Source organism: Sphingomonas sp. 67-41 (genome assembly GCF_001899725.1).
GTDB lineage: Bacteria > Pseudomonadota > Alphaproteobacteria > Sphingomonadales > Sphingomonadaceae > Sphingomonas > Sphingomonas leidyi.
This window is the reverse complement of record NZ_MKWJ01000032.1, coordinates 1-23,581: the sequence shown is the minus strand read 5'-3', so window position 1 is coordinate 23,581 and position 23,581 is coordinate 1. Positions and strand designations below refer to the sequence as shown.

Annotated in this window: 22 protein-coding genes and 1 tRNA gene; 10 read left to right on the top strand and 13 right to left on the bottom strand. The window is 67.9% G+C overall.

Translation table 11 applies throughout. From position 1 onward, the window contains the following. Positions 1 to 14: 14 nt before the first annotated feature. The 5 genes from BGP17_RS22280 to BGP17_RS22260 are packed head-to-tail and all read right to left on the bottom strand — an operon-like array spanning position 15 to position 2,750. Entirely contained in the window at positions 15 to 668 is a 654-nt protein-coding gene (locus tag BGP17_RS22280) for a glutathione S-transferase family protein (RefSeq protein ID WP_286713667.1), read from the bottom strand. A 10-nt stretch (positions 669 to 678) separates the two neighbouring features. Further along, positions 679 to 1,158, bottom strand: a complete 480-nt coding sequence (locus tag BGP17_RS22275) for a VOC family protein (RefSeq protein WP_286713666.1) — start codon at positions 1,156 to 1,158, stop codon at positions 679 to 681. Positions 1,159 to 1,183: 25 nt separating this feature from the next. Beyond that, positions 1,184 to 1,567, bottom strand: a complete 384-nt coding sequence (locus BGP17_RS22270; protein WP_286713665.1) for a DoxX family protein — start codon at positions 1,565 to 1,567, stop codon at positions 1,184 to 1,186. A gap of 26 nt (positions 1,568 to 1,593) precedes the next feature. Beyond that, a complete protein-coding gene (locus tag BGP17_RS22265; protein WP_167301399.1) occupies positions 1,594 to 2,034 on the bottom strand; it encodes a VOC family protein in 441 nt (146 codons plus the stop codon). A gap of 23 nt (positions 2,035 to 2,057) precedes the next feature. Beyond that, complete coding sequence (locus BGP17_RS22260; RefSeq protein WP_286713664.1) at positions 2,058 to 2,750, bottom strand: DUF899 family protein; 693 nt, start codon at positions 2,748 to 2,750, stop codon at positions 2,058 to 2,060. 159 nt (positions 2,751 to 2,909) lie between these two features. Here BGP17_RS22260 and BGP17_RS22255 point away from each other — a divergent pair, with 159 nt between their 5' ends. Then, complete coding sequence (locus tag BGP17_RS22255) at positions 2,910 to 3,524, top strand: winged helix-turn-helix transcriptional regulator (protein ID WP_286713662.1); 615 nt, start codon at positions 2,910 to 2,912, stop codon at positions 3,522 to 3,524. 56 nt (positions 3,525 to 3,580) lie between these two features. Here BGP17_RS22255 and BGP17_RS22250 read toward each other — a convergent pair whose 3' ends face one another. Continuing rightward, positions 3,581 to 4,231 (bottom strand): hypothetical protein, encoded by a 651-nt coding sequence (locus tag BGP17_RS22250; protein WP_167301402.1) that lies wholly within the window; start codon positions 4,229 to 4,231, stop codon positions 3,581 to 3,583. A 186-nt stretch (positions 4,232 to 4,417) separates the two neighbouring features. Between BGP17_RS22250 and cobS the strand changes: the two genes are divergently transcribed. Then, a complete protein-coding gene (gene cobS, locus BGP17_RS22245; protein ID WP_167301403.1) occupies positions 4,418 to 5,422 on the top strand; it encodes a cobaltochelatase subunit CobS in 1,005 nt (334 codons plus the stop codon). A 96-nt stretch (positions 5,423 to 5,518) separates the two neighbouring features. On the opposite strand, the gene BGP17_RS22240 is transcribed toward cobS, so the two are convergent. Further along, positions 5,519 to 5,902 carry a hypothetical protein gene (locus tag BGP17_RS22240; RefSeq protein ID WP_286713661.1) on the bottom strand — a complete coding sequence of 128 codons (384 nt, stop codon included), beginning with the start codon at positions 5,900 to 5,902 and terminating at the stop codon, positions 5,519 to 5,521. Between the two features lie 138 nt (positions 5,903 to 6,040). On the opposite strand from BGP17_RS22240, the gene BGP17_RS22235 reads away from it, so the two are divergent. The 6 genes from BGP17_RS22235 to BGP17_RS22210 all read left to right on the top strand — a co-directional run bounded on the left by BGP17_RS22235 (position 6,041) and on the right by BGP17_RS22210 (position 13,029). Then, a complete protein-coding gene (locus BGP17_RS22235) occupies positions 6,041 to 6,931 on the top strand; it encodes a hypothetical protein (protein WP_286713659.1) in 891 nt (296 codons plus the stop codon). 42 nt (positions 6,932 to 6,973) lie between these two features. After that, positions 6,974 to 8,800, top strand: a complete 1,827-nt coding sequence (gene cobT, locus BGP17_RS22230) for a cobaltochelatase subunit CobT (RefSeq protein ID WP_286713657.1) — start codon at positions 6,974 to 6,976, stop codon at positions 8,798 to 8,800. Continuing rightward, positions 8,797 to 9,045 (top strand): ribbon-helix-helix domain-containing protein, encoded by a 249-nt coding sequence (locus BGP17_RS22225; RefSeq protein WP_286713655.1) that lies wholly within the window; start codon positions 8,797 to 8,799, stop codon positions 9,043 to 9,045. Before cobT ends, BGP17_RS22225 begins: the two co-directional genes overlap by 4 nt. A 107-nt stretch (positions 9,046 to 9,152) precedes the next feature. Continuing rightward, positions 9,153 to 11,657 (top strand): TonB-dependent receptor, encoded by a 2,505-nt coding sequence (locus BGP17_RS22220; RefSeq protein WP_286713653.1) that lies wholly within the window; start codon positions 9,153 to 9,155, stop codon positions 11,655 to 11,657. 101 nt (positions 11,658 to 11,758) lie between these two features. After that, a complete protein-coding gene (locus BGP17_RS22215; RefSeq protein ID WP_353681891.1) occupies positions 11,759 to 12,352 on the top strand; it encodes a tetratricopeptide repeat protein in 594 nt (197 codons plus the stop codon). After that, positions 12,346 to 13,029: a Fe2+-dependent dioxygenase gene (locus tag BGP17_RS22210; protein ID WP_286713652.1), complete on the top strand. Its 684-nt coding sequence runs from the start codon at positions 12,346 to 12,348 to the stop codon at positions 13,027 to 13,029. Before BGP17_RS22215 ends, BGP17_RS22210 begins: the two co-directional genes overlap by 7 nt. Positions 13,030 to 13,205: 176 nt before the next feature. Here the strand turns inward: BGP17_RS22210 and BGP17_RS22205 are convergent, their stop codons facing one another. The 4 genes from BGP17_RS22205 to BGP17_RS22190 all read right to left on the bottom strand — a co-directional run bounded on the left by BGP17_RS22205 (position 13,206) and on the right by BGP17_RS22190 (position 16,380). After that, positions 13,206 to 14,093, bottom strand: a complete 888-nt coding sequence (locus BGP17_RS22205; RefSeq protein WP_286713651.1) for an FAD:protein FMN transferase — start codon at positions 14,091 to 14,093, stop codon at positions 13,206 to 13,208. 207 nt (positions 14,094 to 14,300) lie between these two features. Next, entirely contained in the window at positions 14,301 to 15,164 is an 864-nt protein-coding gene (locus BGP17_RS22200; protein ID WP_286713650.1) for a DUF4198 domain-containing protein, read from the bottom strand. 19 nt (positions 15,165 to 15,183) lie between these two features. Continuing rightward, the gene (locus tag BGP17_RS22195; RefSeq protein WP_286713649.1) at positions 15,184 to 15,717 is read right to left on the bottom strand and encodes a DUF2271 domain-containing protein; all 534 of its coding nucleotides are present in this window, start codon (positions 15,715 to 15,717) and stop codon (positions 15,184 to 15,186) included. A 6-nt stretch (positions 15,718 to 15,723) separates the two neighbouring features. Beyond that, complete coding sequence (locus tag BGP17_RS22190) at positions 15,724 to 16,380, bottom strand: PepSY-associated TM helix domain-containing protein (RefSeq protein WP_167301413.1); 657 nt, start codon at positions 16,378 to 16,380, stop codon at positions 15,724 to 15,726. Positions 16,381 to 16,574: 194 nt separating this feature from the next. On the opposite strand from BGP17_RS22190, the gene BGP17_RS22185 reads away from it, so the two are divergent. Continuing rightward, positions 16,575 to 16,853 (top strand): hypothetical protein, encoded by a 279-nt coding sequence (locus tag BGP17_RS22185; protein WP_286713648.1) that lies wholly within the window; start codon positions 16,575 to 16,577, stop codon positions 16,851 to 16,853. A 64-nt stretch (positions 16,854 to 16,917) separates the two neighbouring features. Here BGP17_RS22185 and BGP17_RS22180 read toward each other — a convergent pair whose 3' ends face one another. Together BGP17_RS22180 and BGP17_RS22175 are read right to left on the bottom strand one after the other, a co-directional pair. Beyond that, positions 16,918 to 21,516 carry an NAD-glutamate dehydrogenase gene (locus tag BGP17_RS22180; RefSeq protein ID WP_286713647.1) on the bottom strand — a complete coding sequence of 1,533 codons (4,599 nt, stop codon included), beginning with the start codon at positions 21,514 to 21,516 and terminating at the stop codon, positions 16,918 to 16,920. A gap of 158 nt (positions 21,517 to 21,674) precedes the next feature. Continuing rightward, entirely contained in the window at positions 21,675 to 22,964 is a 1,290-nt protein-coding gene (locus BGP17_RS22175) for a PAS domain-containing protein (RefSeq protein WP_167301416.1), read from the bottom strand. A gap of 189 nt (positions 22,965 to 23,153) precedes the next feature. Between BGP17_RS22175 and BGP17_RS22170 the strand changes: the two genes are divergently transcribed. After that, positions 23,154 to 23,229: transfer RNA gene (locus tag BGP17_RS22170), tRNA-Thr, on the top strand. Positions 23,230 to 23,581: the final 352 nt, after the last annotated feature.

Sequence of the window (23,581 nt, the reverse complement as noted above, 5' to 3'; positions counted from 1 at the left end):
TCCTCTCGACAGTGTCAGGCCGCGACCGGCGCGGGTTGGAAATCCGCGAGCTGCGCCGCCATCGCGCGCCGGAAGGCGGGCCGCGCCATGCCGCGCTCGACATAGGCGGCCAGCGCGGGGCGCGACGTGATCAGCGTGCTGCCGTCGGCGTTGCGCAGCACCGTCACCATCGCGATGTCGGCAACGCTGAAGCCCTCGCCCAGCCATTCCCGCTCGCCCAGCGCGTCGGCGAGCCGGTCGAGCCGCTTGCCCATATCTTCCATCAGGCTCGGCAGGCGCAGCTTCGCCCATTCCGCGTCCTTGGAGAACAGGGTGACGTTACCCAGTTCGAACAGCCCCGGCTCGACGCTGTTGAGCGCGGCGAACAGCCAGGCGATGCTCGTCGCCCGTTGCTGCGGATCGCGCGACAGCAGCCGCGTGTCCTTCTCGGCCAGGTGGAGCAGGATCGCGCCGCTCTCGAACAGCCGGATGTCGCCATCGTGCAGCACCGGCACCTGGCCCCAGGGCTGCTCCCCGAAATAGGAGGCGGGCTTGGGGGGGACCGGGCTGATCAGCCGCATGGCATAGGGCAGGCCGATCTCCTCGCAGGCCCAGCGCGGCCTGAGATCGCGGACATAGCCGCGCGCGAAATCGGGCACCCAGTTGAAGCCGGTGATCTCGACAGTCATGGCATCCTCCTCAACCGCGCGCAGCGGCTTCGATCGTGGCGATGTCGATCTTCTTCATCGTCATCATCGCCTCGAACGCCCGCTTCGCGCTTGCGGGATCGTCGCCGAAATTGAGCTCGATCAGCCGGCGGGGCGTAATCTGCCAGTTGAAGCCCCATTTGTCCTTACACCAGCCGCACATGCTTTCCGCGCCGCCATTGCCGACGATCGCGTTCCACAGGCGATCGGTCTCTTCCTGGTCTTCGGTAAGGATCTGGAACGAGACGCTTTCGTTCGGCTTGAAATTGGGGCCGCCGTTCAGGCCGGCATAGCTGCGCCCGGCCAGGGTGAATTCGACGACCAGCGCCGCGCCTTCCTTACCGCTCGGATTGTCGCCGGGCGCGCGGAAGATCCTGCCGACATGGCTGTCGGGCAGCAGCGAGACGTAGAAGCTGGCGGCTTCCTCGGCCACATGGTCGAACCACAGGACGGTGGTGATCTTGTCTGCCATCGGTCCTCTCCTTTGGACTCTGAAATCAGCCGGCGATCGGGATCAGCGCGCGGATGCGGGGATCGCGGAACCACAGTCCGCCCCAGGCGATCACGCCCAGATAGACGCCGAACAAGGTGTAGCTGAGCAACGGACTGCCCACCCGGAAGTGCATCGCGACCGCGCCGCCCAGATAACCGGTGAGCAGGATCGCGCCGAGCACCGCGGTGCGCGGCACCGCATAGAGAATGGTGCAGATCGCGAGGATCAGCCCGAGCTCGCGATACAGGTTCACGTCCGGGGCGATGCCGAGCGGCGGGCTGTAGGCGATCATCGCCGCCGGCGCGACGAGCTTGCCGCCCGCATCCATCGCCAGGAACAGGATGACGAGGCCGCTCAGCGCCCAGCCGATTGCGAAGTCACGCTTCATGCTGCGTCTCCTTCCCTCGCGTCCGCTCAGGCCGGCTCATGGGCGGGGCCGTCGGGAAAGGCCGCCATCGCGGCCTCGAGGTCCATGAACATCGGCTCGAAGATATGGCCGTCCGGATCCTCGAAGCTGCGGCCGTACATGAAGCCCATGTCCTGCTTCTCGCGGATATCCGCCTTGCCGCCGGCCTTGCCCGCCGCCTCGACGATCGCGTCCACCGCCTCGCGGCTGTCGCGCGAGATGCAGATCAGCGCCTCGGTCACCGCATGCGCATCGGCGATCGGCTTCGGCGTGAAGGTTTTGAAGAAGTCCCGCGACAGGATCATGAACACGATCGTGTCGCTGAGCTGCATCGCCGAGGCCTGCTCGTTGCTGAAGCGGGCGTCCTTGGTGCAGCCGATCGCTTCGTAGAAGGCGGTCGACCGGGCGACATCGGCCACGGGCAGGTTGACGAAGATCATCTGGGGCATGTTTTCTCTCCTGGGGATTTGGTTCAGTAGGTGAGGAAGGGGTACCAGTCGGTCCCGCGGCCCTCGGGGGTGGAATCAAGGATGGTCCAGAGCGGCATCAGGTCGGGCGCGCCGCGCGGGTCCTGTCCGGGATCGGCGCTGTCCGGGCCCATCTCCCCCGCCCAGAACAGGCGGGGCGTGCCGTCGCGCCGGGTGAAGACCAGCAGCTGCGGAATGTCCGAGCCGTCGGGGGCGATCGCGCCATAGTCGCGGCTGAACGCCTGTTCGCCGTCGGAATAGAGCGGGAGATGCTGCCAGCCGCGCTCGGCCTTGAACGCCGCGAGCTTCGCGATCGGCGAGCGGGCGATCACCGCAAGGCCGGTGCGCTGGAGGATGTCGGGCGCCTCGCCGTCCCAGGCCGATAGCAGCGAGGTGCACATCGGGCAGGGCCGTTCGCGCTGCGGGCCGAACATATAGGTATAGATCACCAGCGTATCGTGCGGGCCGAACAGGTCCGCGAAGCGGGCCGCGCCGTTCTCGCCCTGGAACCCATAGTCGCCCGTCACTTCCGGACCCGGCGGCAGCGCGCGGCGCTGCTCGGCCACGCTTTCCAGATGACGGCGCAGCGCGATCTCCTCGGCGAGCAGCGCGGTGCGCGCGGCGCGATATTCCGGGGACTCGCCCGGCCAGCGCGCCGTCTCACGCGCGGCCAGTTCTGCGGCAGGAACCAATGTCATCGGACTAAACCTCCGCTTTGGGTGGTCAGCGAATCGCTTTCTTGATCCTGATGCCCGACTCGGTTATTAAAAGCAACTATGGAGTCACAAAAAATAACTAACTCGGATTTCGCAAAGGCTCGCCGCTGGTATCAGGACGCGTGCGGGACGGCGCTCGCGATGGACCTGATCGGAGAACGCTGGTCGCTGCTGATTGTTCGCGAGCTGCTGCTGGGGCCGCGTCGCTTCGGCGAGATTCGCGGCGCGCTGGAGGGGTTGAGCGCCAATATCCTCACCCAGCGGCTCGAGGGGCTGGAGAAGGGCGGCATCCTGCGCCGCCGGCAGCTCCCTTCGCCGGCCAATGCCCAGGTCTATGCGCTTACCCGTTGGGGCGCGGCGCTGGAGGAACCGATCTTCGCGCTCAGCCGCTGGGCGGCGGGTTCGCCCGCGCACGACGTCACGCTGCCGCTCAGCAACGGCGCCTTCATGCTTTCGCTCAAGACGATGATGAATCGCGAGGGCGCGCAAGGGCTCTCGATCGATCTCGGCTTCCGCATTGGCGGCGAGCCGTTCCGCGCGACGATCGTGGATGGCGGGCTGGTGATCGAGCGCGGCGACCCCGCCGGCGCCGATGTGATCTTCGAAGGCGTGCCGACCCCGCTTGCCGCGACCTTCTATGGCCCGCTGCCGCTCGCCGAGTCGATCCGCGAGGGACGCGTGGCCGTCGCCGGCGACATCGCGCTTGCCCAGCGTTTCGTCGATCTGTTCGGCCTGCCCAGATTCGAGAACGACTAGCGGCTATCGGCTACCGCCGTCATCCCCGTGAAGGCGGGGATGCCGCGGCGCGCGCCCTAGGTCCGGTTGCAGAAGCCCGGGCGGCGATCGCCCATGTCCCAGCAGCCGTCGAGGATCATCGTCTTGAGCGTCTCGCAGCCCCGCTGCGGCCCGCATTGGCCGTCGGGATTGACCACCGTGCACTGGCGCGCGAGCAGCGCCGCCTTCTGCCAGCCGATCTTCGATGCGCAGCTCGGGCCGTTGTCGCGCCAGTTCCAGCGCTTCTCGCGGGGGCGATAGTGGATCGGCCGCGGCGATGGGGTGGGCCGCCATTCCGGCGGCTGGGTCCAGCGGGGCGGCGCCTTGAGATAGCGGCGATAGGCAGTGGCCACGCATTCCGCCGTCTGGCAGGCATCGCGCTCGCTGAGCAGCGCCTGGAGCTGCTGGCGCTGGACCCAGAGCCGCTGGCGGTCGGCACCCTGGCGTTCTTCCGCCCATTGGCCGGCCAGCGTGCGGTGCAGCCAGTTCAGGCCCTTGTTGTCGCAGACCAGCCATTCGCCGCGCCGCAGCGCGCCTTCGCAATAGGGGATCGGATCGAGCCAGTTCGGCCCGCGATCGACTGGGCGGACCACCGGCGGCGGGCGCCGCGGGGGCGGGGGAGGCTGCTGGCCCCAATCGCAACCGGCAAGCGGCGCGAGCAGCGCCAGGAACAACAGCTTCCCGTTCATCGTCTTCCCCAGAGAGCTAAGAATCGGTGGATGCGCGCGCCCGTTACTGTGGCGTCATGATCCCATGAAAGCCGATTCGAGGAAAGGGCTTGCGGCGGAAGGCGACGTCGGTGCGTTTTGCGCGATGCCCGTTGCAGTGCGGCACGGGAGCTTCTAGTCGCTCTGGCGACGGAAGGATCCGAAGACATGGCCGATATCCCCAACACCCAGCCCGACAGCCGGAGCACCACGATCCTCGACGCGCCCGACAAGATGGTGAAGGCGCGCGATCTGTTCGGGATCGACAGCGACCTCGAAGTGCCGGCGTTCAGCGAGGCGGACGAGCGCGTGCCCGATCTCGACCCCGCCTATGTCTTCGATCCGGATACGACGCTGGCGATCCTGGCGGGCTTCGCGCACAATCGCCGCGTGATGGTCCAGGGCTATCACGGCACCGGCAAGTCGACGCATATCGAGCAGGTGGCGGCGCGGCTGAACTGGCCCTGCATCCGCATCAACCTGGACGCGCATATCAGCCGCATCGACCTGATCGGCCGCGACGCGATCGTGCTCAAGGACGGCCAGCAGATCACCGAGTTCCGCGAGGGCCTGCTCCCCTGGGCGCTGCAGACTCCGACCGCGCTGGTGTTCGACGAATATGATGCGGGTCGCCCGGACGTGATGTTCGTGATCCAGCGCGTGCTGGAGACCGAGGGCAAGCTGACGCTGCTCGACCAGAACCGCGTGATTCGCCCCAATCCCTATTTCCGCCTGTTCGCCACCGCGAACACCGTGGGCCTGGGCGACACCAGCGGCCTCTATCACGGCACCCAGCAGATCAACCAGGGCCAGATGGACCGCTGGAACATCGTGGTGACGCTCAACTATCTGCCCGCCGCGGTCGAGGCGCAGATCGTGCTCGCCAAATCGGGCGATTTCGACAAGCCGGGCGGCAAGGAGCTGGTCGAGAACATGGTCCGCGTGGCCGACCTGACCCGCAAGGGCTTCGTCGCCGGGGACATCTCCACCGTGATGTCGCCGCGCACCGTGATCACCTGGGCGCAGAATGCCGAGATCTTCAAGGATGTCGGCTTCGCCTTCCGCCTGTCGTTCCTCAACAAGTGCGACGAGGCGGAGCGCGCGCAGGTGGCGGAATATTATCAGCGCGTGTTCGGCAAGGACCTGCCCGAAAGCGTGGTGAGCAAGGCCTGAGCGGCGCGCCGCCGCCAGGCTGAGACCTCCTCTTCGTTTCCGTCATCCCTGCCTGCGCGGGGATGACGGTCGACATGGGACAGTAGGAGGCCTCGCCTAGCCCTTCTTCTCCGTCTCGCGCGGGGCGAACTCGATCGCCACGGTCATCGCCAGCCATACCGCGAGCGTCGGCTGGAGCTGGACCGGCAGCTGCGCCCCCGGCGTGAGCAGGATCTTGAGCGCGAGCGGCATGAGCGCGACCCCCGCCGCGGCGAGCAGCGCATAGGCCAGCCGCTGCTTGCTCGACGAGACGTAGAGGATGGTGATCACCATCGACGCGGTGCCGACGAGGACCAGGGTATAGTCCCTGGTGCCCAGCGTCTCGGTGCTCGCCATCACGAAGCCGAGCACGGCGCCGAAGAAGATGCCCAGGCCGTTGAGGTTGGCGCGATATTCCCCGTGGCTCATCCGCCCGAGGCCGATACGGTCGAGAAGCTTCATGTGATCCCCCTTGCCCGGAACCATGAAGCGCAGGCGCAGCCAAGGCAATCGCGGATCGATCGGCGATTGTGCTGCCCTTCGCGCCCGGGCAAGCTCGGCGCGGGAAGGCGCGGGCAATCGCGCGGAAGAGGGGGGACGATGATCCGGAAATCGAAGGGGCTCGCCATGCTGGCGGGCGTGCCGATGCTCGTAGCCGCGGCGCCGGCGGGCGGGGGCAATATGGCAGTGTTTCCGCTGCCCGACACGATGTGGCCCGATCCGGCCGCGCCGGTCGGCAAGGCGTTCACGCTGAAGCCGGGCGAAGAGCTGATGCGCGCTTCGGTCAAGCAGACGCAGAAGCTCACGCTGCTCGCGCCGGTGAAGGTGTCGATCGACAGGTTCACCGACGAGATCGCCGCCGGCGAGGAGCTCACCGCAGTGGTCGCGCCCGAGGCGACGCAGGCCAAGATAGGCGGCAAGGGGCTCTATTTCTGCGGGCGGGACCAGCGCGGCCGTTCGGGGCTGGGCGCGGCGCTGCTCGGCGGCCTCGCCTCCAAGTTCATGCCGATCGTCCGCTTCTGCTTCATCGATGGCGACAAGGACGGCAAGCTCGACCAGGTCTTCCTCGCCGGCGCCAAGGACGAGGCGATGCAAAAGGCGATCCCGATCGATTCGGTGGCGTACAGGACCGAATATCTGGTGCCGCGCGATGCCGGCCAGTATCTGCGGTTGCGCTATCGGAAATACACGCCCGAGAGCAACAAGGTGCAGCTCGAGCTCGAAGTCTATGAAGACGGCAAGAAGCGGAGCTTCGACTATGTGCTCTACAACGGTTCCACCGGGCCGTTGCAGCGCCAGGTGCCCTATCTTCAGACCAATCCCAGGAAGATCCCCTATCCGGTGTTCTTCAACAACGTGATGGGCGCGGTCGTGCGCGTCGACGGCGTCGACGCCGAGGGCAATGCGCGCTTCACGATCGAGCGCAATTTCCGCCCGACCCTGTTCCGCCCGATCTCGATCGAGGTGCGCTACATCTACATCTATATCTAGCCGAGGCTTGCATCGCGCGGCCAAGCTTCCCAAAGCGGGGGCATGGCCGCCGACTCTCCCCTCGACAGGTTCCGCAATGTGCTGGGCGGCGCCGCGCGCGCGCTTTCGGGCGAGCGGGAGGCCGAGCTGAGCTTCACCGGCGAAGCGCCGCGGCAGGACGGGCGCCAGATCAAGGTGCCGGCGCCGTCGCGCACGCTGCCGGCCGAGGAAGTGGCCGAGGCGCGCGGCTTCGCCGACAGCTTCGCGCTGCGCATGCGCCACCATGACAATGGCCTGCACCTGAAGGGCGCGCCCAGGGAGCCGGTTGCACGGGCGGTGTTCGACGCGGTCGAGACGGCGCGGGTCGAGGCGCTGGGTTCGCGCGGCTATGCCGGCATCGCCGCCAATCTCGAACATGCGCTCGACCTGAAATTGCGCGCCGATCCGATCACGCGCGCGCGCAATCGCGAGGAAGTGCCGCTCTCCACCGCGCTGGGATTGATGGTCCGCGAGCGGCTGACCGGGCGCGAATCGCCCGGCGCGGCGGCGCTCGGCATGGCGCTGATCCGCGATTGGATCGAGGAGCGTGCCGGCGCCGACCTCGATGCGCTGGCGCTGGCGATCGACGACCAGCGCGCCTTCGCCTCGCTCGCGTCGAAGCTGCTCCAGGACCTGGAACTCACCGAAGGCGATGTGCTGCCCGACGAGGCGGACGAGGGCGGGGGCGAGGACGAGGGCACCGACGAAGAGGAGCAGCCCGGCGACGAGGAGGGCGAGAGCGAAACGAGCCAGGGCGAGGGGCAGGCCGAGGCGCGCGGCGAGCAGCGCGAATCTGATGCCGGAGAGGAAGGCGAGCAGCAGCAGTCCGACGCGATGGAGGATGGCGACGGCGAGCCGGGCGACGAAGGCGATGAGGGCATGATGCCCGTACGGCCCAATCGCCCGTGGAGCGACTTGCCGCCCCAGTTCGAATATCGCGCCTATACCACCCAGTTCGACGAAGTGATCGCGGCCACCGAGCTGTGCGACACCGAGGAGCTGGATCGCCTCCGCTCCTATCTCGATCAGCAGCTCGTCCATCTCCAGGGCGCGGTGACCAAGCTTGCCAACCGGCTCCAGCGCCGGCTGATGGCCCAGCAGAACCGCAGCTGGGACTTCGACCAGGAAGAGGGGCTGCTCGACGCGGCGCGGCTGGCGCGGGTGGTGATCAACCCCATGCAGTCGCTCTCCTACAAGGCGGAGAAGGACACCGAGTTCAAGGACACGGTGGTCACGCTGCTGATCGACAATTCGGGCTCGATGCGCGGGCGGCCGATCTCGATCGCGGCGATCAGCGCCGATATCCTGGCGCGCACGCTGGAGCGGGTCGGCGTGAAGACCGAGATCCTCGGCTTCACCACGCGCGCCTGGAAGGGCGGGCAGAGCCGCGAGAAATGGCTGGCCGATGGCCGCCCGGCCCAGCCCGGCCGCCTCAACGACGTGCGCCACATCATCTACAAGCAGGCCGACGAGCCCTGGCGCCGCGCGAAGAAGGCGCTCGGGCTGATGATGCGCGAGGGGCTGCTCAAGGAGAATATCGACGGCGAGGCACTGCTCTGGGCGCACCAGCGGCTGATCGGCCGATCCGAGGACCGCAAGATCCTGATGGTGATATCGGACGGTGCGCCGGTCGACGATTCGACGCTCTCGGTGAATTCGGGTTCCTATCTGGAGCGCCATCTGCGCCAGGTGATCGGCTGGATCGAGGCGCGCTCTCCGGTCGAGCTGGTCGCGATCGGCATCGGCCATGACGTGACGCGCTATTACAGCCGGGCGGTGACGATCATGGACGCGGAGCAGCTTGCCGGCACGATGGTCGAGCAGCTGGCGGCGCTCTTCGATACGGAATGAACGTCGATCCGCCTCCGGGCGGCTTTCACGGGCCGGTCAAGCGCTCCGTCACCATTGCCGGACACCAGACCTCGATCAGCCTCGAGCCGCTTTTCTGGGAGGCGCTGGAGCGCGCGGCGGACGTGCGCGCCTTGCCGCTCAACGCACTGGTCGCGGCGATCGACCATGCGCGGATCGGCGGCGCGGATCCGCCCAACCTCGCCAGCGCGATCCGCACCTGGCTGCTGGGACAGGCGCCCGGCTGATTTGCAACAATTCTGCGACAAAGCTGCGAACAGCTCGCATTAGCATTGACTCTGAGAACGCCTCGCAATAGCTCGCCCCGAAATAACCTGTTCAGGGGGATCAATTCGTGAGTCGTGTTTCCACCGCGCGTTCGGGCGCATCGTTCCTCGCACTGGCCTGTGTCGGCTTCATCGCCACCGCGCCGGCCGCGCATGCCGCCGACGGCAATGCGCCGGCGCCCGCCGATGCGGACAAGGACGGCCAGGATCGCAGTGCCGAGGACCGCGAGCAGATCGTCGTCACCGGCGGCCGCGCCGAGCTGCAGGGGCCGAAGGCTACCGCCTCGGTCCAGAACACCCCGCGTTCGGTGGTGATCCTGCCGAAGGACGTGATCGACCAGACCGGCTCGACGACGCTGGCCGATGCGCTGCGTACCGTGCCGGGCATCACCTTCGGCGCCGCGGAGGGCGGCAATCCGATCGGCGATCGCCCCTTCATCCGCGGCTTCGACAGCCAGGGCTCGATCTTTGTCGACGGCGTGCGCGACACTGCCGCACAGGCACGCGACACCTTCGCGATCGAGCAGGTCCAGGTGATCCGCGGTTCGGATTCGACGCTGGGCGGCCGCGGCAGCGCCGGCGGCTCGATCAACATCATCACCAAGGTGCCGCAGCAGACCAGCTTCATCCGCGCGACCGGCAGCGTCGGCACCGCGGACTACAAGCACGCCGCGCTGGACGTGAACCAGTATCTGGGCGGCGGCATCGGCGTGCGCGTCGCGGCGATGTGGCACGATCAGGACGTTGCCGGTCGCGACGCGATCTGGCAGCGCCGCTGGGGCGTCGCGCCTTCGGTGACCATCGGCCTCGGCACACCGACGCGCCTGACGGCCTCCTATTATTATCTCGAGAGCCACGAGCTGCCGGACAGCGGCATTCCCTATCTCTACACGCTGGCCAATGCGCCGGGCACCGGCGAGGTCTATTCGGAGCCGGCCATCGGCACCGTGCGGACGATCGCCGGCACGACCGGCCATGTCGACCGCAGCACCTTCTACGGCCTGAAGAGCCGCGACTTCCGCGACACCTTCACCCACCAGGCCACGGTACGCGTCGAGCATGACTTCGGCACGGTGACCCTGCGCAACACCTCGCGCTACAACTATAACGAGCAGAATTATATCTACACCCAGCCCGACGATCAGCAGGGCAATGTCTATGGCACCAACGCCGCGGCGACGGCGACGGCGGGCGGCCTGGTCTGGCGGCGCGCGAACACCCGCTACGGCTATGCCGAGTCGCTGACCAACCAGACCGACCTGTTCGGCAGCTTCGAGACCGGGGCGATCAAGCACAGCTTCGCGACGGGCTTCGAGATCAGCTGGGAGAAGGCGCGCCGCGGCGCCTATGTCCTCGCCACCGGCTCGACCATCAGCCCGCGCTGCACGCCGGCCGCGATCGGCCGCTTCTATTGCACCAGCCTGTTCAGCCCGAACCCGAACGACGCCTGGGTGAACTATACCGGCGACGCCACCACGGCGACCACGCCGATCGTGAAGGGCGCCCCCACCGCGGAGACCCAGAACGACGCGCACACCCTCTCGGCCTATGCCTTCGATTCGATCACGCTGCTCCCGTCGCTGATCCTCAACCTGGGCGCGCGCGTCGACCGCTTCACGTCCAAGATCACGCCGGCGCTGGCCGCAGGCGCCACCCAGACGACCCCGCTCGAGCGCACCGACACGCTGTTCAACTGGCAGGCCGGCCTGGTCTTCAAGCCGACGGCGAACACCAGCCTCTATGCCAGCTATGCGACTGCGGCGACCCCGCCGAACAGCCTGCTCGGCGAGGGGCAGGAGCCGAACGCGCTGCCGACCACCAACACCGCCGCCAACCTGGCGCTGCTCGACAGCCTGAAGGTCGAGAAGACCAGGAGCTATGAAGTCGGCGCCAAGGCCGGGCTGTTCGACAACCAGCTCTCGCTGACTCTGGCCGCCTTCCAGACCGACACCGACAATGCCCGCGCGACCGGTCCGGACAATACGGTGCAGTTCATCGGCAAGCGCCGCATCCGCGGCATCGAGTTCAGCTTCAACGGCAACCTGACCAAGTGGCTGAACGTGTTCGGCGGCTATACCCATCTCGATCCCAAGATCGTCGACGGCGGCTATACCGTGCTGACCGCGGCGGCGGTCACGGTGGGCGGCGTCGTCGTCCAGCAGCCCAAGACCCTGCTCGTTCCCTCGGTCAACACCGGCCGCCAGGCGACCCAGACCGCGCGGGACAGCTTCACCCTGTGGGCCAACGCCACGCCGATCAAGGGCCTCAGCATCGGCGGCGGCGCCTATTATATGAGCCGGGTGTTCGGCGGCTATTCCGACAATCGCAGCTTCACCCAGAATGCCGCGGGCGTCACCACCTACACGCCGGCCACCAAGGTCCGCATCGTGACGGTGCCCGAATATTGGCGCTTCGACGCGCGCATCGGCTACACGATCAACGAGCATTTCGATGTGAGCGTCAACGTGCAGAACCTGACCGACAAGGTCTATTTCCCCCAGGCCTATACGGCGCATTATGCGTCGATCGCGCCGGGCCGCTCGGCCTTTGCCACGCTGGGAGTGAAGTTCTGATCGAAGCGCTGGACAGCCTTTCCGCGGAAGAAATCGCCGCCCGCCTCTCCGGTTCGCCGGAGGCGCGGGCGGCGCTCGTTCGGGCGGGCGCCGAGCAGGGCGTGGCCGAGGCGCAGGCCGTGCTGGGCCAGATGCTGCTCGACGCCGGCGAACCGCGCCAGGGCTTTGCCTGGTTCAACAAGGCGGCGGCGCAGGGCCATCTGATGGCGCTCAACATGGTCGGGCGCTGCTATGATCTCGGCTGGGGCACCCCGGTCGACAAGGTGCGGGCCGCCGAATGCTTCCGCGTCGCCGCCGCGCGCGGGCTCGACTGGGGCATGTACAATTACGCGACGGCGCTGGCGCTGGGCGAGGGCCTGGCCGAGGACAAGGCCGCCGCGCTCGCCTGGTTCGAAAGGGCCGCGGCGATGGGCAATGCCAAGGCGATCAACTATGTCGGCAGCTTCCACGAGGATGGCTGGGTAGTGGCGCGCGACATGGCCAGGGCGGCGGATTTCTATCGGCAGGCGGCCGAGGGCGGCGATTTCCGCGGCGCGTTCAATCATGCCCGGATGCTGCTGGATGCGGGCCGGGTGGCGGAGGCGCGGAACTGGCTCGCCCGATGCCGCGAGACCGCCACGCCGGCCTTCGCGCAAAGGGCGCAGGACTGGCTGCGGGCCTCGCGCTGGCCCGAACTGGAGGAGCTGCTGTGCTGATCGCCATTCCCGAACTGCTCTCGCCGGAAGAGGTGGCGGCGATCCGCCAGGTGATCGACGCGGCCGAATGGGTGGACGGCAACGTGACCTCGGGTACGCAATCGGCGCTCGCCAAGCAGAACGAGCAACTGCCCGAAGGCGACGAGGCGCATCGCCGCGCGGGCGCGTTCCTCCTCGACGCGCTGGGCCGTTCGCCCCTGTTCGTGGCGGCGGCGCTGCCGCTCAAGGTCTTCCCCCCGCTGTTCAACCGCTATGGCGGGGGGCAGCGCTTCGGCACCCATGTCGACAATGCCGTGCGCATCCAGCGCGGCACCGATTTCCGCATCCGTTCCGATCTGTCGATGACTGTCTTCCTCGAGGACCCCGGCGAATATGACGGCGGCGAACTGCTGATCGAGGGGCAGTTCGGCGAGCAGGCGGTCAAGCTGCCGGCGGGGCATGCGATCCTCTATCCCTCGTCGAGCCTGCACCGCGTGGAGCCGGTGACTCGCGGCACGCGGGTGGCGAGCTTCTTCTGGCTCCAGTCGATGGTCCGCGACGACGGCGCCCGGCGCATCCTGTTCGAGATGGACCAGGCCGTGCAGCGGCTCGTGGGGACGCTCGGCAACGACGATCGTGCGGTGATCGAGCTGACCGGCGTGTACCACAATCTCCTACGCCGCTGGGCCGACGCCTGAGCGGAAGTTTCGGAAGTTTGGACTATGGGCCCCGTTTCTCCCCTCCCGTCCTTCGCCGAACCGCGGCGGCCCGATTTCGCGAGCAACAGGACGATGGGGTTGTCGGCATGAGGGGAAGGTTGGTTCGCGTGCATGGAAAATCGAACCAATCAGGTTAGGTTCCCTATTGCGACGGGCTAGCCCAGCATCGCCTGCAACGCCGGGGAGAGGTGCTCGCTGAAGCCGGCGCCTTCGCGCACCACCATATGTACCGCGAGCCCTTCGCGTTCGGCCAGCGCCATGCCTTCCGGCCCAAGCACGGTGAGCGCGGTCGCCCAGGCGTCCGCCAGCATGCAGCTGGGATGGAGGATGCTTACCGAGGCGACGCCATTGGCCAGCGGCCGGCCGGTGCGCGGATCCAGCGTATGGGCATAGTCGCGGCCGCCATGGGCGAAGCTGCGGCGATAATCCCCCGAAGTGGCGATCGACAGGCCGTGGAGCGCGGCGCGCAGCGGGGCGAGGCGGCTGCCGGGCACGGGCTCCAGATCGACCCACCAGGGCTGGCCGTCGGGCCTGATCCCCTCGCCGCGCAATTCGCCGCCGACCTCGATCAGGAAATCGGGCAGCGCCATGCTGCGCAGCATCTCGGCAACGCGGTCGACGCCGTACCCCTTGGCGATGCCGGAGAAGTCGAGCGCGGCGGGGGCGGTGCGGCGGGCGCGGCGGTCGTCCTGCTCGATCCGGGTGCGGCCGGAGATGGCGCGGGCCTGGACGATCTCCGCGTCGCCGGGCAGGTCCAGGCGCGGGCCGGGCGGGCCGAAGCCCCACAGGTCGGCCAGCGCGCCCATTGCCGGGTCGAAGGCGCCCCCGCTCTTCTCCGCCACCGCGAGCGCGGCGGCGAGCACATCGGCGAAGCCGGGGGGCAGCGGCTGCCAGCGGCCGGGCTCGCTGCGGTTGAAGCGGGAAAGGGCGGAGTCCGGCGCCCAATGGCTCATCTCGGCGACGACGCGGTCGAGCTCCGCCTGGATCTCGAGCGCGATGCCCTCGGGCGCGGCGACGATGCGGGCCGACCAGCCGGTGCCCATCGTCTCGCCCGAACAGGAAGCGACAGGGGCTCCCGTCCGGCGGCGATGGAATGCCGCGGGCGAGAGGGCCGGGGGGATGGCTATTCCGGGCTGGCTGCGCATTTTCTCATGGTCACGCTGCGACTTTCATCGCCATCCTGCGATCTCCATCGTCATCCCCGAGCGGGCGGGGATGACGAGAGATCAAGGCCTTGGTCGGGTCTGGTTCTAAGGCGCCAGCACCTCGAGCGTGGTGACATAGCTCACCCGGGCGCGCGGCGGGCCGGCGGGGCCGCTCGCAGCCGCGCCCGCGGGGCGCTGGGCGCCGGCGCCCGGGCCTTCGGGGCGCTCGCCGCCTTCGTTGACCATCACCCAATACATGCCCGGATCGCCCCATTTGATCGAGACCTTGCCCGCGGCATCGGTCTTGAGGACCTGTTCCTTCAGGTCGTTGCGATAGCGGATGCCGCCCGGAATGACGGTGACGGTGAGGCCGGCGCCGGGCTTGCCGTTCTTCAGGAACTGGAAGTTCGCCGGCTCATTGGTGACGAGATCGTTCGGATGGGTGATCGGTGCCAGCTCGATGCCCTTGCCGCTGGCCTTGAACACCGTGGCGGTCGGCGCGCCCTGGGTGATGAAGATCTCGTTGCGGCTGAGATTTTCCGCGGTCTGCACGTCGGTGGCGCCGGCCGGGATCGCGGCGGCGAGCGTCGCGGCGGTGGTGCCGCGCGGCAGCATCTTGCGTTCTCCGTTCAGCATGTAGCTGCCGAACACGCCCTCGTTGACCACGGCGACCTTGTAGGTGCCCTGCTGGGTCAGGTGCAGGTCGAACGTCGCGCGGAACTTGCCGACATTGTGGTTCTCGACCTTGCCTTCGGTGCCGTCGGGCTGGGTGACCAGGGGCACCGCGCGCAGCGGCTGGTGATCGAAGAAGAACAGGTCGTTCGACACGGCCGCGTCGACCGTCACCCAATTGTCGGTGCCCGAGACGGTGGTCGACGACGGCACCATCCACATGCGGTGCGCGATGGCGGCCGGGGCGGCGATCGCGGCGATCGCGGCGGCGGCGATAAGCGGCTTGCGGAAGTTCATGGCTCCATTCCCCCTGAAATCAGCGCTTGATCGAAACGGTGACGGCGCCGAGCTCGCTCGTGCCCTTGGCGGTGCCGCGCGCGGCGGTGCCGTTCCAGGTGAAGGGCACGGTGACGACTTCGCGGCCGCCGACTTCGCGCGCCGCCTCGACCATCAGCTTGTAATTGCCCGGCGTGAGCGCCGGCATGCCGCCGCGCCCGGCGACGAGCGTCACCTTGTGGCTGCCCGCCGGGCGGGTGGCGCCGGTGACGCCGTCGGCCGGGAAGGTCATGCCGCGCCCGACCACCCGCCACCATTGGCGCATGTCGCGCAGCCATTTGGTGCCGGCGCCTTCCTTGCTGTTCCCGTCGAAATCATACCAGACTTGGAGGGTGCGCGGGGCGGCGCCCTCCTTCTCCAGCCAGATCGCCACATAGGGACGGTGATATTCGGCGACCTTGAGCTGCGGAATGGCGATCGACAGATCGAGCGTCTGCGCGCCGGCGGCGGCGGGAAGGCTCGCCCCGCCGATCGCGGCGAGCGTGAGGCCGGTGATGCGATAGTGCATGGACATGGCTCCCTAGTGGATCAGGAAAATCGCGACGAGCGCGGGAATGACGAGGCCCGCGGCGACGAGCGGCCAGGTGCTCCGGCGATGCCTGGAATGCATCCAGAGCAGCACCAGGCCCGTGAGGGTGAAGACGATGCAGGCGAATACGAAGATGTCGATGAACCATTTCCACGCGGTGCCGGCGTTGCGGCCCTTGTGGAGGTCGTTGAGATAGGCGATCCAGCCGCGCGAGCTGGTTTCGCTGGTCACTGCGCCGGTGTCGCGGTCGATCGAGATCCAGGCGTCGCCGCCGGGCCGCGGCTTGGCGAGATAGATTTCGCCGGCCGACCATTCGGCGGTTCCGCTCGCATCGATCTTCACCTGGTCCTGCACCCATCTGGCGACGTCGGCGGGGATCGGCTTCTTGCTGTCGGGCTGGTCGTCGGCCTTTACCCGGGCGAGCAGGGCGGGAGGCAGCTGCGCGGCGCGATCGATCGATTTCGGCGCGGCTTCGATATCCGCGGCATGGTTGAGCGTGAAGCCGGTGATCGCGAAGAGCAACAGCCCGATCAGGCTGATCGCCGAGCTCATCCAGTGCCAGGTGTGCAATTGCTTCAGCCAGAAGCTCTTCCGGCTGCGTTTCGCTTTGGCCTTGGCCTGCTCTGCCTGGGCGGTGGGGGCGTGCATTTCGGGTGCGTGATTCCGGGGCGATTCGATGCCGGTCCGTAACGCGAACGATTCGCAATTGCAAACCTGGTGCGAGATGCCGGGTGGTTGGTTCCGGCTATGAAACCGGACGGGGATCCCCGCCTGCACGGGGACGACGAGAGCAGGATGGCAGGGGGATGAGAGGGGTGGAATAATCGTCAGGCAAGTTCAGCATGGCGGATTCGACCAATTTTCGCCCTTTCCTAGCCGATCCTCATCCATCGTCTCGCATGTGCAGCAAAGATACGCCGCGGTGCAGCGACGAATGTTTCTTGCCGGGTCTCAAGAAATTACGCAGCTTCCTTCCAGATAAGACTTGGGAGGACTGGATGTCGGCACTTTATATCGGTCTGGCGGTGGTGTGCGTAGTCGGGGTTTCGGCCTGCCTTGGCGGCATGTACCTCATTCTGCGGAGCACGCCATCGGCGGCGCGCGCCGACTCCGAAGCCTGATAGCGACTTGATCCTCGGGGCATGAGAGCCCGGCCGGTCCAAACGGGGCCGGCCGGGCTTTTCTCTAGCGGGCGAGGAGCACGCGCGCCTGGCCGGCGATCTGCGCCAGCATCGCGGCATTGGGCACTGCGGACTGGCGGGCGCGGCGGACCAGGGCCGTGAACTGCTCGACCCGCGCGGCATTGGCGGCCAGCCATGCATCCACCGCGGCCTGGGGTTCCGCGGCCTGGCCGCGGCTCAGGAAGTCGAGGCGGATCTGCTGGAAGTCGCGGGCGAGGCCGGCGATCAGCAGCCGTTCCCACACATCGCCGGTGGTGATGCGCGCGGCGGTCGACTGGGCCCAGTCGAGCCCGAGCGCCTGGCCGAGCGACGTGAAGGCGCGGGTGAGCGGAGTCACTTCCAGCCCCATGCTGACGCCGAGATCGGCAAGGCCGACCGCGCCGTCCAGCTCGAACAGCTTGACCACCCTGGCGACGAGTTCGCTCGGCGCGCCGGCGGCCTCGAGCCGTGCGGAGATGCGGTTCGACTGCGCCTTGACCTCGTCGAGCAGCAGGCCCTTGGCGGCCTTGTCCAGCGCGTCGATGCCGGGCTTGAGGCGCTCGATCACCTCGGCGGGGCTGGCGCCCGGCGGGGAAACGCGGAGCAGGTCGGCGACCTGGCCGCGCACCGCCACTGCCATCTCGTCGAGCAGCGCGATGCGCGCGCCTTCGGAAATCGCGGCCGTTTCCACCGCTTCCCACAGCGCGGGCAGGCAGAAGAGCCGCTCGGCAACGACGAACATCGCGGCGATGTCGGCCATGGCCGCGCCTTCCTCCTCGGCGAGCTCGAAGGGGTGGAGCACGCCCAGCCGGTTGATCACGCGATTGGCCAGCTTGGTGGCGACGATCTCGCCGCGCAGGCGATGCTCGTCGATCGCCTTGCCGAACTTCGCCTGCATCGCCTTGGGGAAGGCATGGCGCAGATCGCCCTCCAGCGCCGGATCCTGGCCGAGCCCGGTATGCTCGATCGCATCCTGCAGCGCGAGCTTGGTCGAGGCGAGCAGCACGGCCAGCTCCGGCCGGGTGAGGCCGTTCTTGTCCTGCGCGCGGCGAAGCAGTTCCTCGTTGCTGCCAAGGCCCTCGACCGCGCGGTCGAGCCGGCCCGAGCCTTCGAGGATCTCGATCACCCGGACATAGCTGGGCAGCGCGACATAGCCGTCATTCTCCATGAAGGAGAGCGCGAGCGTCTGGAGGCGATTGTCCTCGAGCACCAGGTGCGCGACGTCGTCGGTCATCGCGGCGAGCAGCGTGTTGCGGTCCTCGAACGCCAGGCGGCCCTCGGTCATCTCGCGATTGAGCGCGATCTTGATGTTGACCTCGTTGTCCGAGCAGTCGACGCCGGCCGAATTGTCGATGAAGTCGGTGTTGATGCGGCCGCCTTGCGAGGCGAAGGCGATGCGTGCCGCCTGGGTGACGCCCAGGTTCGCGCCTTCGCCGACCGCCTTGCAGCGCAGCTGTTCGGCATTGACGCGCAGCCGGTCGTTCGCCGGATCGCCGACCTCGCCGTTACTTTCGGACGCGGCCTTGATGTAGGTGCCGATGCCGCCGAACCAGAGCAGCCCGACCTGGGCCTTGAGGATCGCCGAGATCAGCGAGACCGGGTCGATCTCGGTAGCCTGAAGGCCGAGCAGGGCCTGCACTTCGGGGCTGAGCGGGATCGATTTCTCGGTGCGCGGGAATACGCCGCCGCCCTTCGAGATCAGCGCGGGATTATAGTCGGCCCAGCTCGAGCGCGGCAGCGCGAACATGCGGGCGCGCTCGTCCCAGCTCCTGGCCGGATCGGGATCGGGGTCGAGGAAGATGTGGCGATGGTCGAACGCGGCGACCAGCTTGATCGCCTTGGACAGCAGCATGCCGTTGCCGAACACGTCGCCCGACATGTCTCCGCAGCCCGCCACGGTGACCGGCTCGGACTGGATGTCGGTGCCCATTTCCAGGAAGTGGCGGCGGACCGAGACCCAGGCGCCCTTGGCGGTGATGCCCATCGCCTTGTGGTCGTAACCGTGCGAGCCGCCGGACGCGAAGGCGTCGCCCAGCCAGAAGTTGCGCTCGGTCGCGATCGCGTTGGCGACGTCGGAGAAGGTCGCGGTGCCCTTGTCGGCGGCGACGACGAAATAGGGGTCCTCGCCGTCCAGGATGCGCACGCCCTCCGGGTGGACGACTGCGCCCGACACGATGTTGTCGGTGATCGACAGCAGCGTGCGGATGAAGATGCGGTAGCTCTCGGTCCCTTCGGCGAACCAGGCGTCGCGATCGGTGGCGGGGGAGGGGAGCTGCTTGGGATAGAAGCCGCCCTTGGCGCCCGTCGGCACGATCACGGCATTCTTCACGCGCTGCGCCTTCATCAGGCCCAGGATCTCGGTGCGGAAATCGTCGCGGCGATCGGACCAGCGCAGGCCGCCGCGCGCGACCGGGCCGGCGCGCAGATGGATGCCCTCCACCCGCGGGCTGTAGACCCAGATCTCGCGCCAGGGGAGCGGCTGGGGCAGGCCCGGCACCTTGGCCGAATCGAGCTTGAACGCCAGCGCCTCCCTGGCGGCGGGCGCATAGGCGTTGGTGCGCAGCGTCGCGAGCACGACGCCGCGGATGGTGCGCAGGATGCGGTCGTCGTCGATCGCCTGGACCTGGGCCAGGCCGGCCTCGATCGCGGCGGCGGCGGCTTCGATCGCCGCATCGTCGCCGGCGCGGGCCGGGTTGTGCGCGGCATCGAAGCGCTCGATCAGCGCATTGGCGACGCCCGGCGCCCGGCGCAGCGCGTCGACGACCGTGGCCATGCCATAGTTCATGCCGGTCTGGCGGAGATAGCGGAACCAGGCGCGGAACAGCACCACCGATGCCGGCTTCATGCCGCTCTCGACGATCAGCCGGTTGAAGCTGTCATTCTCGGCATTGCCCTCGAGCACCGCCGCGAGCGCTTCCTCGATCACCGCGGCGTCGCCCTTCAGCCCCGTGGCCGAAACGGCGAAATCATGGACGAAGGCGCCGCCGGTCAGCGCGGTCGGCACTTCCTCGATCACGCGGAAGCCGAAATTCTCGAAGGCGGGCACCGCGTCGGACAGCGCCAGCGCGCCGCCCTGGGCATAGAGCTTCACGCGATATTCCCCGGCCTTGCCGTCGATCGGCGTGATCCGCACCGAGCGGTCGCCCGGATTGTCGAGCCGGGCCAGGTGCAGGATGTCGCGCGCCGCTTCCTCGGGCGTCGAGGTGGTGCGATAGGCGGGCGGGAAGGCATGGGCATAGCGCAGCGCGAGGCGCGTGGCGCCGGTCGGCCCGGTATCCTCCATCAGTGCCGCTTCCACCGCGGGGACCCAGCCGCGCATCATCCGCTCGAGCTGGTTATCGAGCGCCTCGGCATCCGGCATGGTGCCGCCCGCGCGCAGATCGAGCGTGTAGCGCAGCAGCGCGACCTCGCCATCCTCGAGCGCGATCGACCAGTTGATGATCTTGGCATTGGCGGCGTCGGCAAGGAGCTCGCCCACCGCTTCGCGCCGCGTGGTGGTGACTTCGTCGCGCGGCAGCCAGACGAATGCGAACAGGTGCCGGCCGAGCAGGCTCTTCACCAGCACCAGCTTGGAGCGCGGACGATCGGCGACCGACATGGTGGTGAGCACGAGATTCTCGAGCGAATCGGCGTCGAACGCGGTGGTCAGGTCGTGCGGCAGCGCCGTGAGCGCGTGCTGCATCGCCTTGCCGGTATGGCCCTTCGGGTCGAAGCCGAACTTGCGCTCCAGCCCTTCCAGGCGGGCCCGGAGCACCGGCACTTCGTCCGGATTGGCGAACAGCGCGGCGCTGGTCCACAGGCCGGCATGGATCGACAGGCCGGTCACTTCGCTGCCGGTGAGGATCGGCACCGCGACGATGTCGAGCGGCACGCGGCGATGGACCGGCGAGATCGAGTTGGACTTGAGCAGCAGCGGCGCTTCGCCGCCCTTGTTGAAATAGTCGACCGCCGCCTTGCGCGAGGCTTCGGCGAGGATCGGCGTGTCGAGTTCGTAGCGGGCGAGGCCGAGCTTGTCGGAAACGCTGCCGTCGGTACGCCAGGTCTCGTGCCCGAGCAGCGTCATCGCGCCTTCCTGGAACCAGCGGAGCAGCTTGGCGCCTTCGCGCGAAGCGACGGTGGCAGCGTCCGAGCCGATCGCGCTCTGCAGCGCGCGCCAGTCGTTCACGGCGTCGCGGACCTGGGCGAGCGTGCGTTCCAGCTCGGCGACCAGGCTGCGCCGGGTGCGCGCGTCGGCGCGTTCCATTTCGATGTAGATCATCGATTCGCGCTTGCCCGCGCCGATCGATTCGAGCTTGCCGGCCTTGTCGCGCTTCACGGCGATGACGGGGTGGATGATGCGGAAAACGGCAATGTCGTAGGTCGCGATCGCGCCCGAGATCGAATCGACGAGGAAGGGCATGTCGTCATTGACGACGGCAAGCCGCATCCGGCGGCTCTCCTCGCCCTGGAAGGTCTCCAGCGCGACCTTCGCGGTATCGGGGGGGCGGACGGCAGCGGCTTCCGCGACGAAATTCGCCGCCTCGGCCCGCTCGGCCTCTCCGAAATCTTCCAACTCTCCCGGCAGCGCCCCTTCGAGCAACCGCGCCTCGAACGCCTGCGTCAGCGACGTCATCATGCTTTTCATGGCAGTACCGCCTACGCTTCCGCGGTGACCGGCTCAAGACTCTCACGCAAGAAAATTGCGCATTTCCCGAGAAAGGTCGCATGGCGCGCGAAAGCGTGGCTTCGCGCGCCGCAAAGCTCGGACTATTGGATGCCGGTATCGCGCCGCGGCGGGCTGGTTCAGGCCGCCGCCTTGCGGACGGCGCGTTCGGTGAGCGGGCTGTCCTCGACCCTGGCGACGATGTCGAGGCCCTGCTTGCCGGCACGGGCGAGCAGCACGACGAATTCGCTGTCCGCCGGAATCTCGAACGCGATGTCGATATGGGCGAGCGGCGGGCGGCTGCGCAGTTCGGCGGCGATCTGGGCGAAGAGGTCGGGCTTGGGGGCCGGACGGCGATGGGCGCGCTCGGCCTTCACCACGCCCTTGATGCCGCCTTCGGCCGTATCGAGAAAGGCGTCGAGCCCGCCCTGCGGCACCGCGACGCGCCGGGCGTGGCTGAGCACGGCGGCGAATTCGGTGATGCGGGTCTTGTCGTAATCGGCGCCGAAGACGAGCTTGACGGCAGGCGTCATCGGCGCGCGCGCCTGGATGGTGAGCCCGGCATCGGCGAGCAGCGCGGCATAGCCCCGGGCGTCGTCGTCGGCGGCGAGCGCGAAATCATAGGCACGGGCGAGCGCGCGGTAGAGCGCCGAGCGGCTGCGCGTATCCGAAGCGCGCGCGGCGGCGGCCGATTCGCGGGCGAGCAGCAGCTTGTCGGCCAGGCTCGCATCGACGGCGACCGACGATTCGGCGGCCGGTACTTCCCCCGCCGGCGCGTCGAAGCTTGCGCTCGGGCCATCGGCCCAGACCGGCGTGGCGGCGAGGCTGCGCGGCGCGGTGCGGCGCGATTCCTCCACCTCGGCTTCGAGCCTGGCCTGGGTCTCGGCGTCGACCAGTTCCTTCCAGTTGATGACGCCGTAGATGAAATCGATCGTGTCGGCTTCCGAATCGGCGCCCGACGAGAAGGGCATCAGGATGCCGCGATAGAGCGTATTGTGGCCGCGCGTGCCGACGAACTCGGCCTCGAAGCCGATCGGCGCGCGGTTGGCGATGATCTGGAGATAGTGATCGGTCAGGCGCGACAGCAGGGAGCGGCTGGGCACCTGGGCGACATGGGTGATCGAAGTGTCGAGTCCGGTCTCCTCGCGCAGCGCGCGGCCGAGGAAGCGAATCGCGGGATCGTCGACGCCCTTGGAGAAATCGAGCAGCACGCTGTGCGCGCCGAAGTCCATGATGTTGTCCGGATCGAGATCCTCGATCGACGGATAGGCGCGGCCGTGGAGCAGCGAGACCCAGTGGTTGTAGGCGCGCACGTGCATGCGGCGCTCGTCGGTGCCGATCGTCAGCGCGCGATCGTTTACGGCTTCGTCCGTCGCCTCGCCCTCCGGGTTCGAGTCGAGCGGGTGGTTGATGCCGCGCGCCATGTCCATGCCAAATGCTCCACTCGAGGCGGTACGCCCCCTTCATTCGTGGAACCGCTTGTGCACGCTGTGTGGTAAACGACGCGTAAAGGCGGCGCTTTTCCCGGCTTGTTCGCGGCAAGGCTTTCGCAACGCTTGTCAGCTAGGAAACATGCTGGTAAGCGCGCCGCTCCTTCGGGGCTCCGCGCCCCTTGGTTGGCCGCCTTAGCTCAGCTGGTAGAGCATCGCATTCGTAATGCGGGGGTCACAGGTTCGAGTCCTGTAGGCGGCACCATTTCTTCCAGATCTTCCAGCGGCATCGACGGTTTTCGGCCGGAGGGGCGGGCTCGGCCGGCTGGGCCGGCGGCTCCTTGCATCGTATCGCGCCGGCCTCCCGATTCCGGTGCAGCAGCTTCGTGGCTTCCCGCTTCGCCGCCCCGACCGGGAACGCGATGCGCTTCCCCTTCCGCGGGGAAATTTCGATCCGCCCCTAAACTATCGTCGAATTCCGCCGACAGCGAATTCGGGCGGCGCATCTGCCGTTCGTGTATGCGTTGGGGGAACGGATGGTTGCGATCTTCACGGGCGCCGGGACGGGATTCGAGCGCGGATCGGGGAGTGCCCTGGGATCGTCGGGTTTGCTGGGT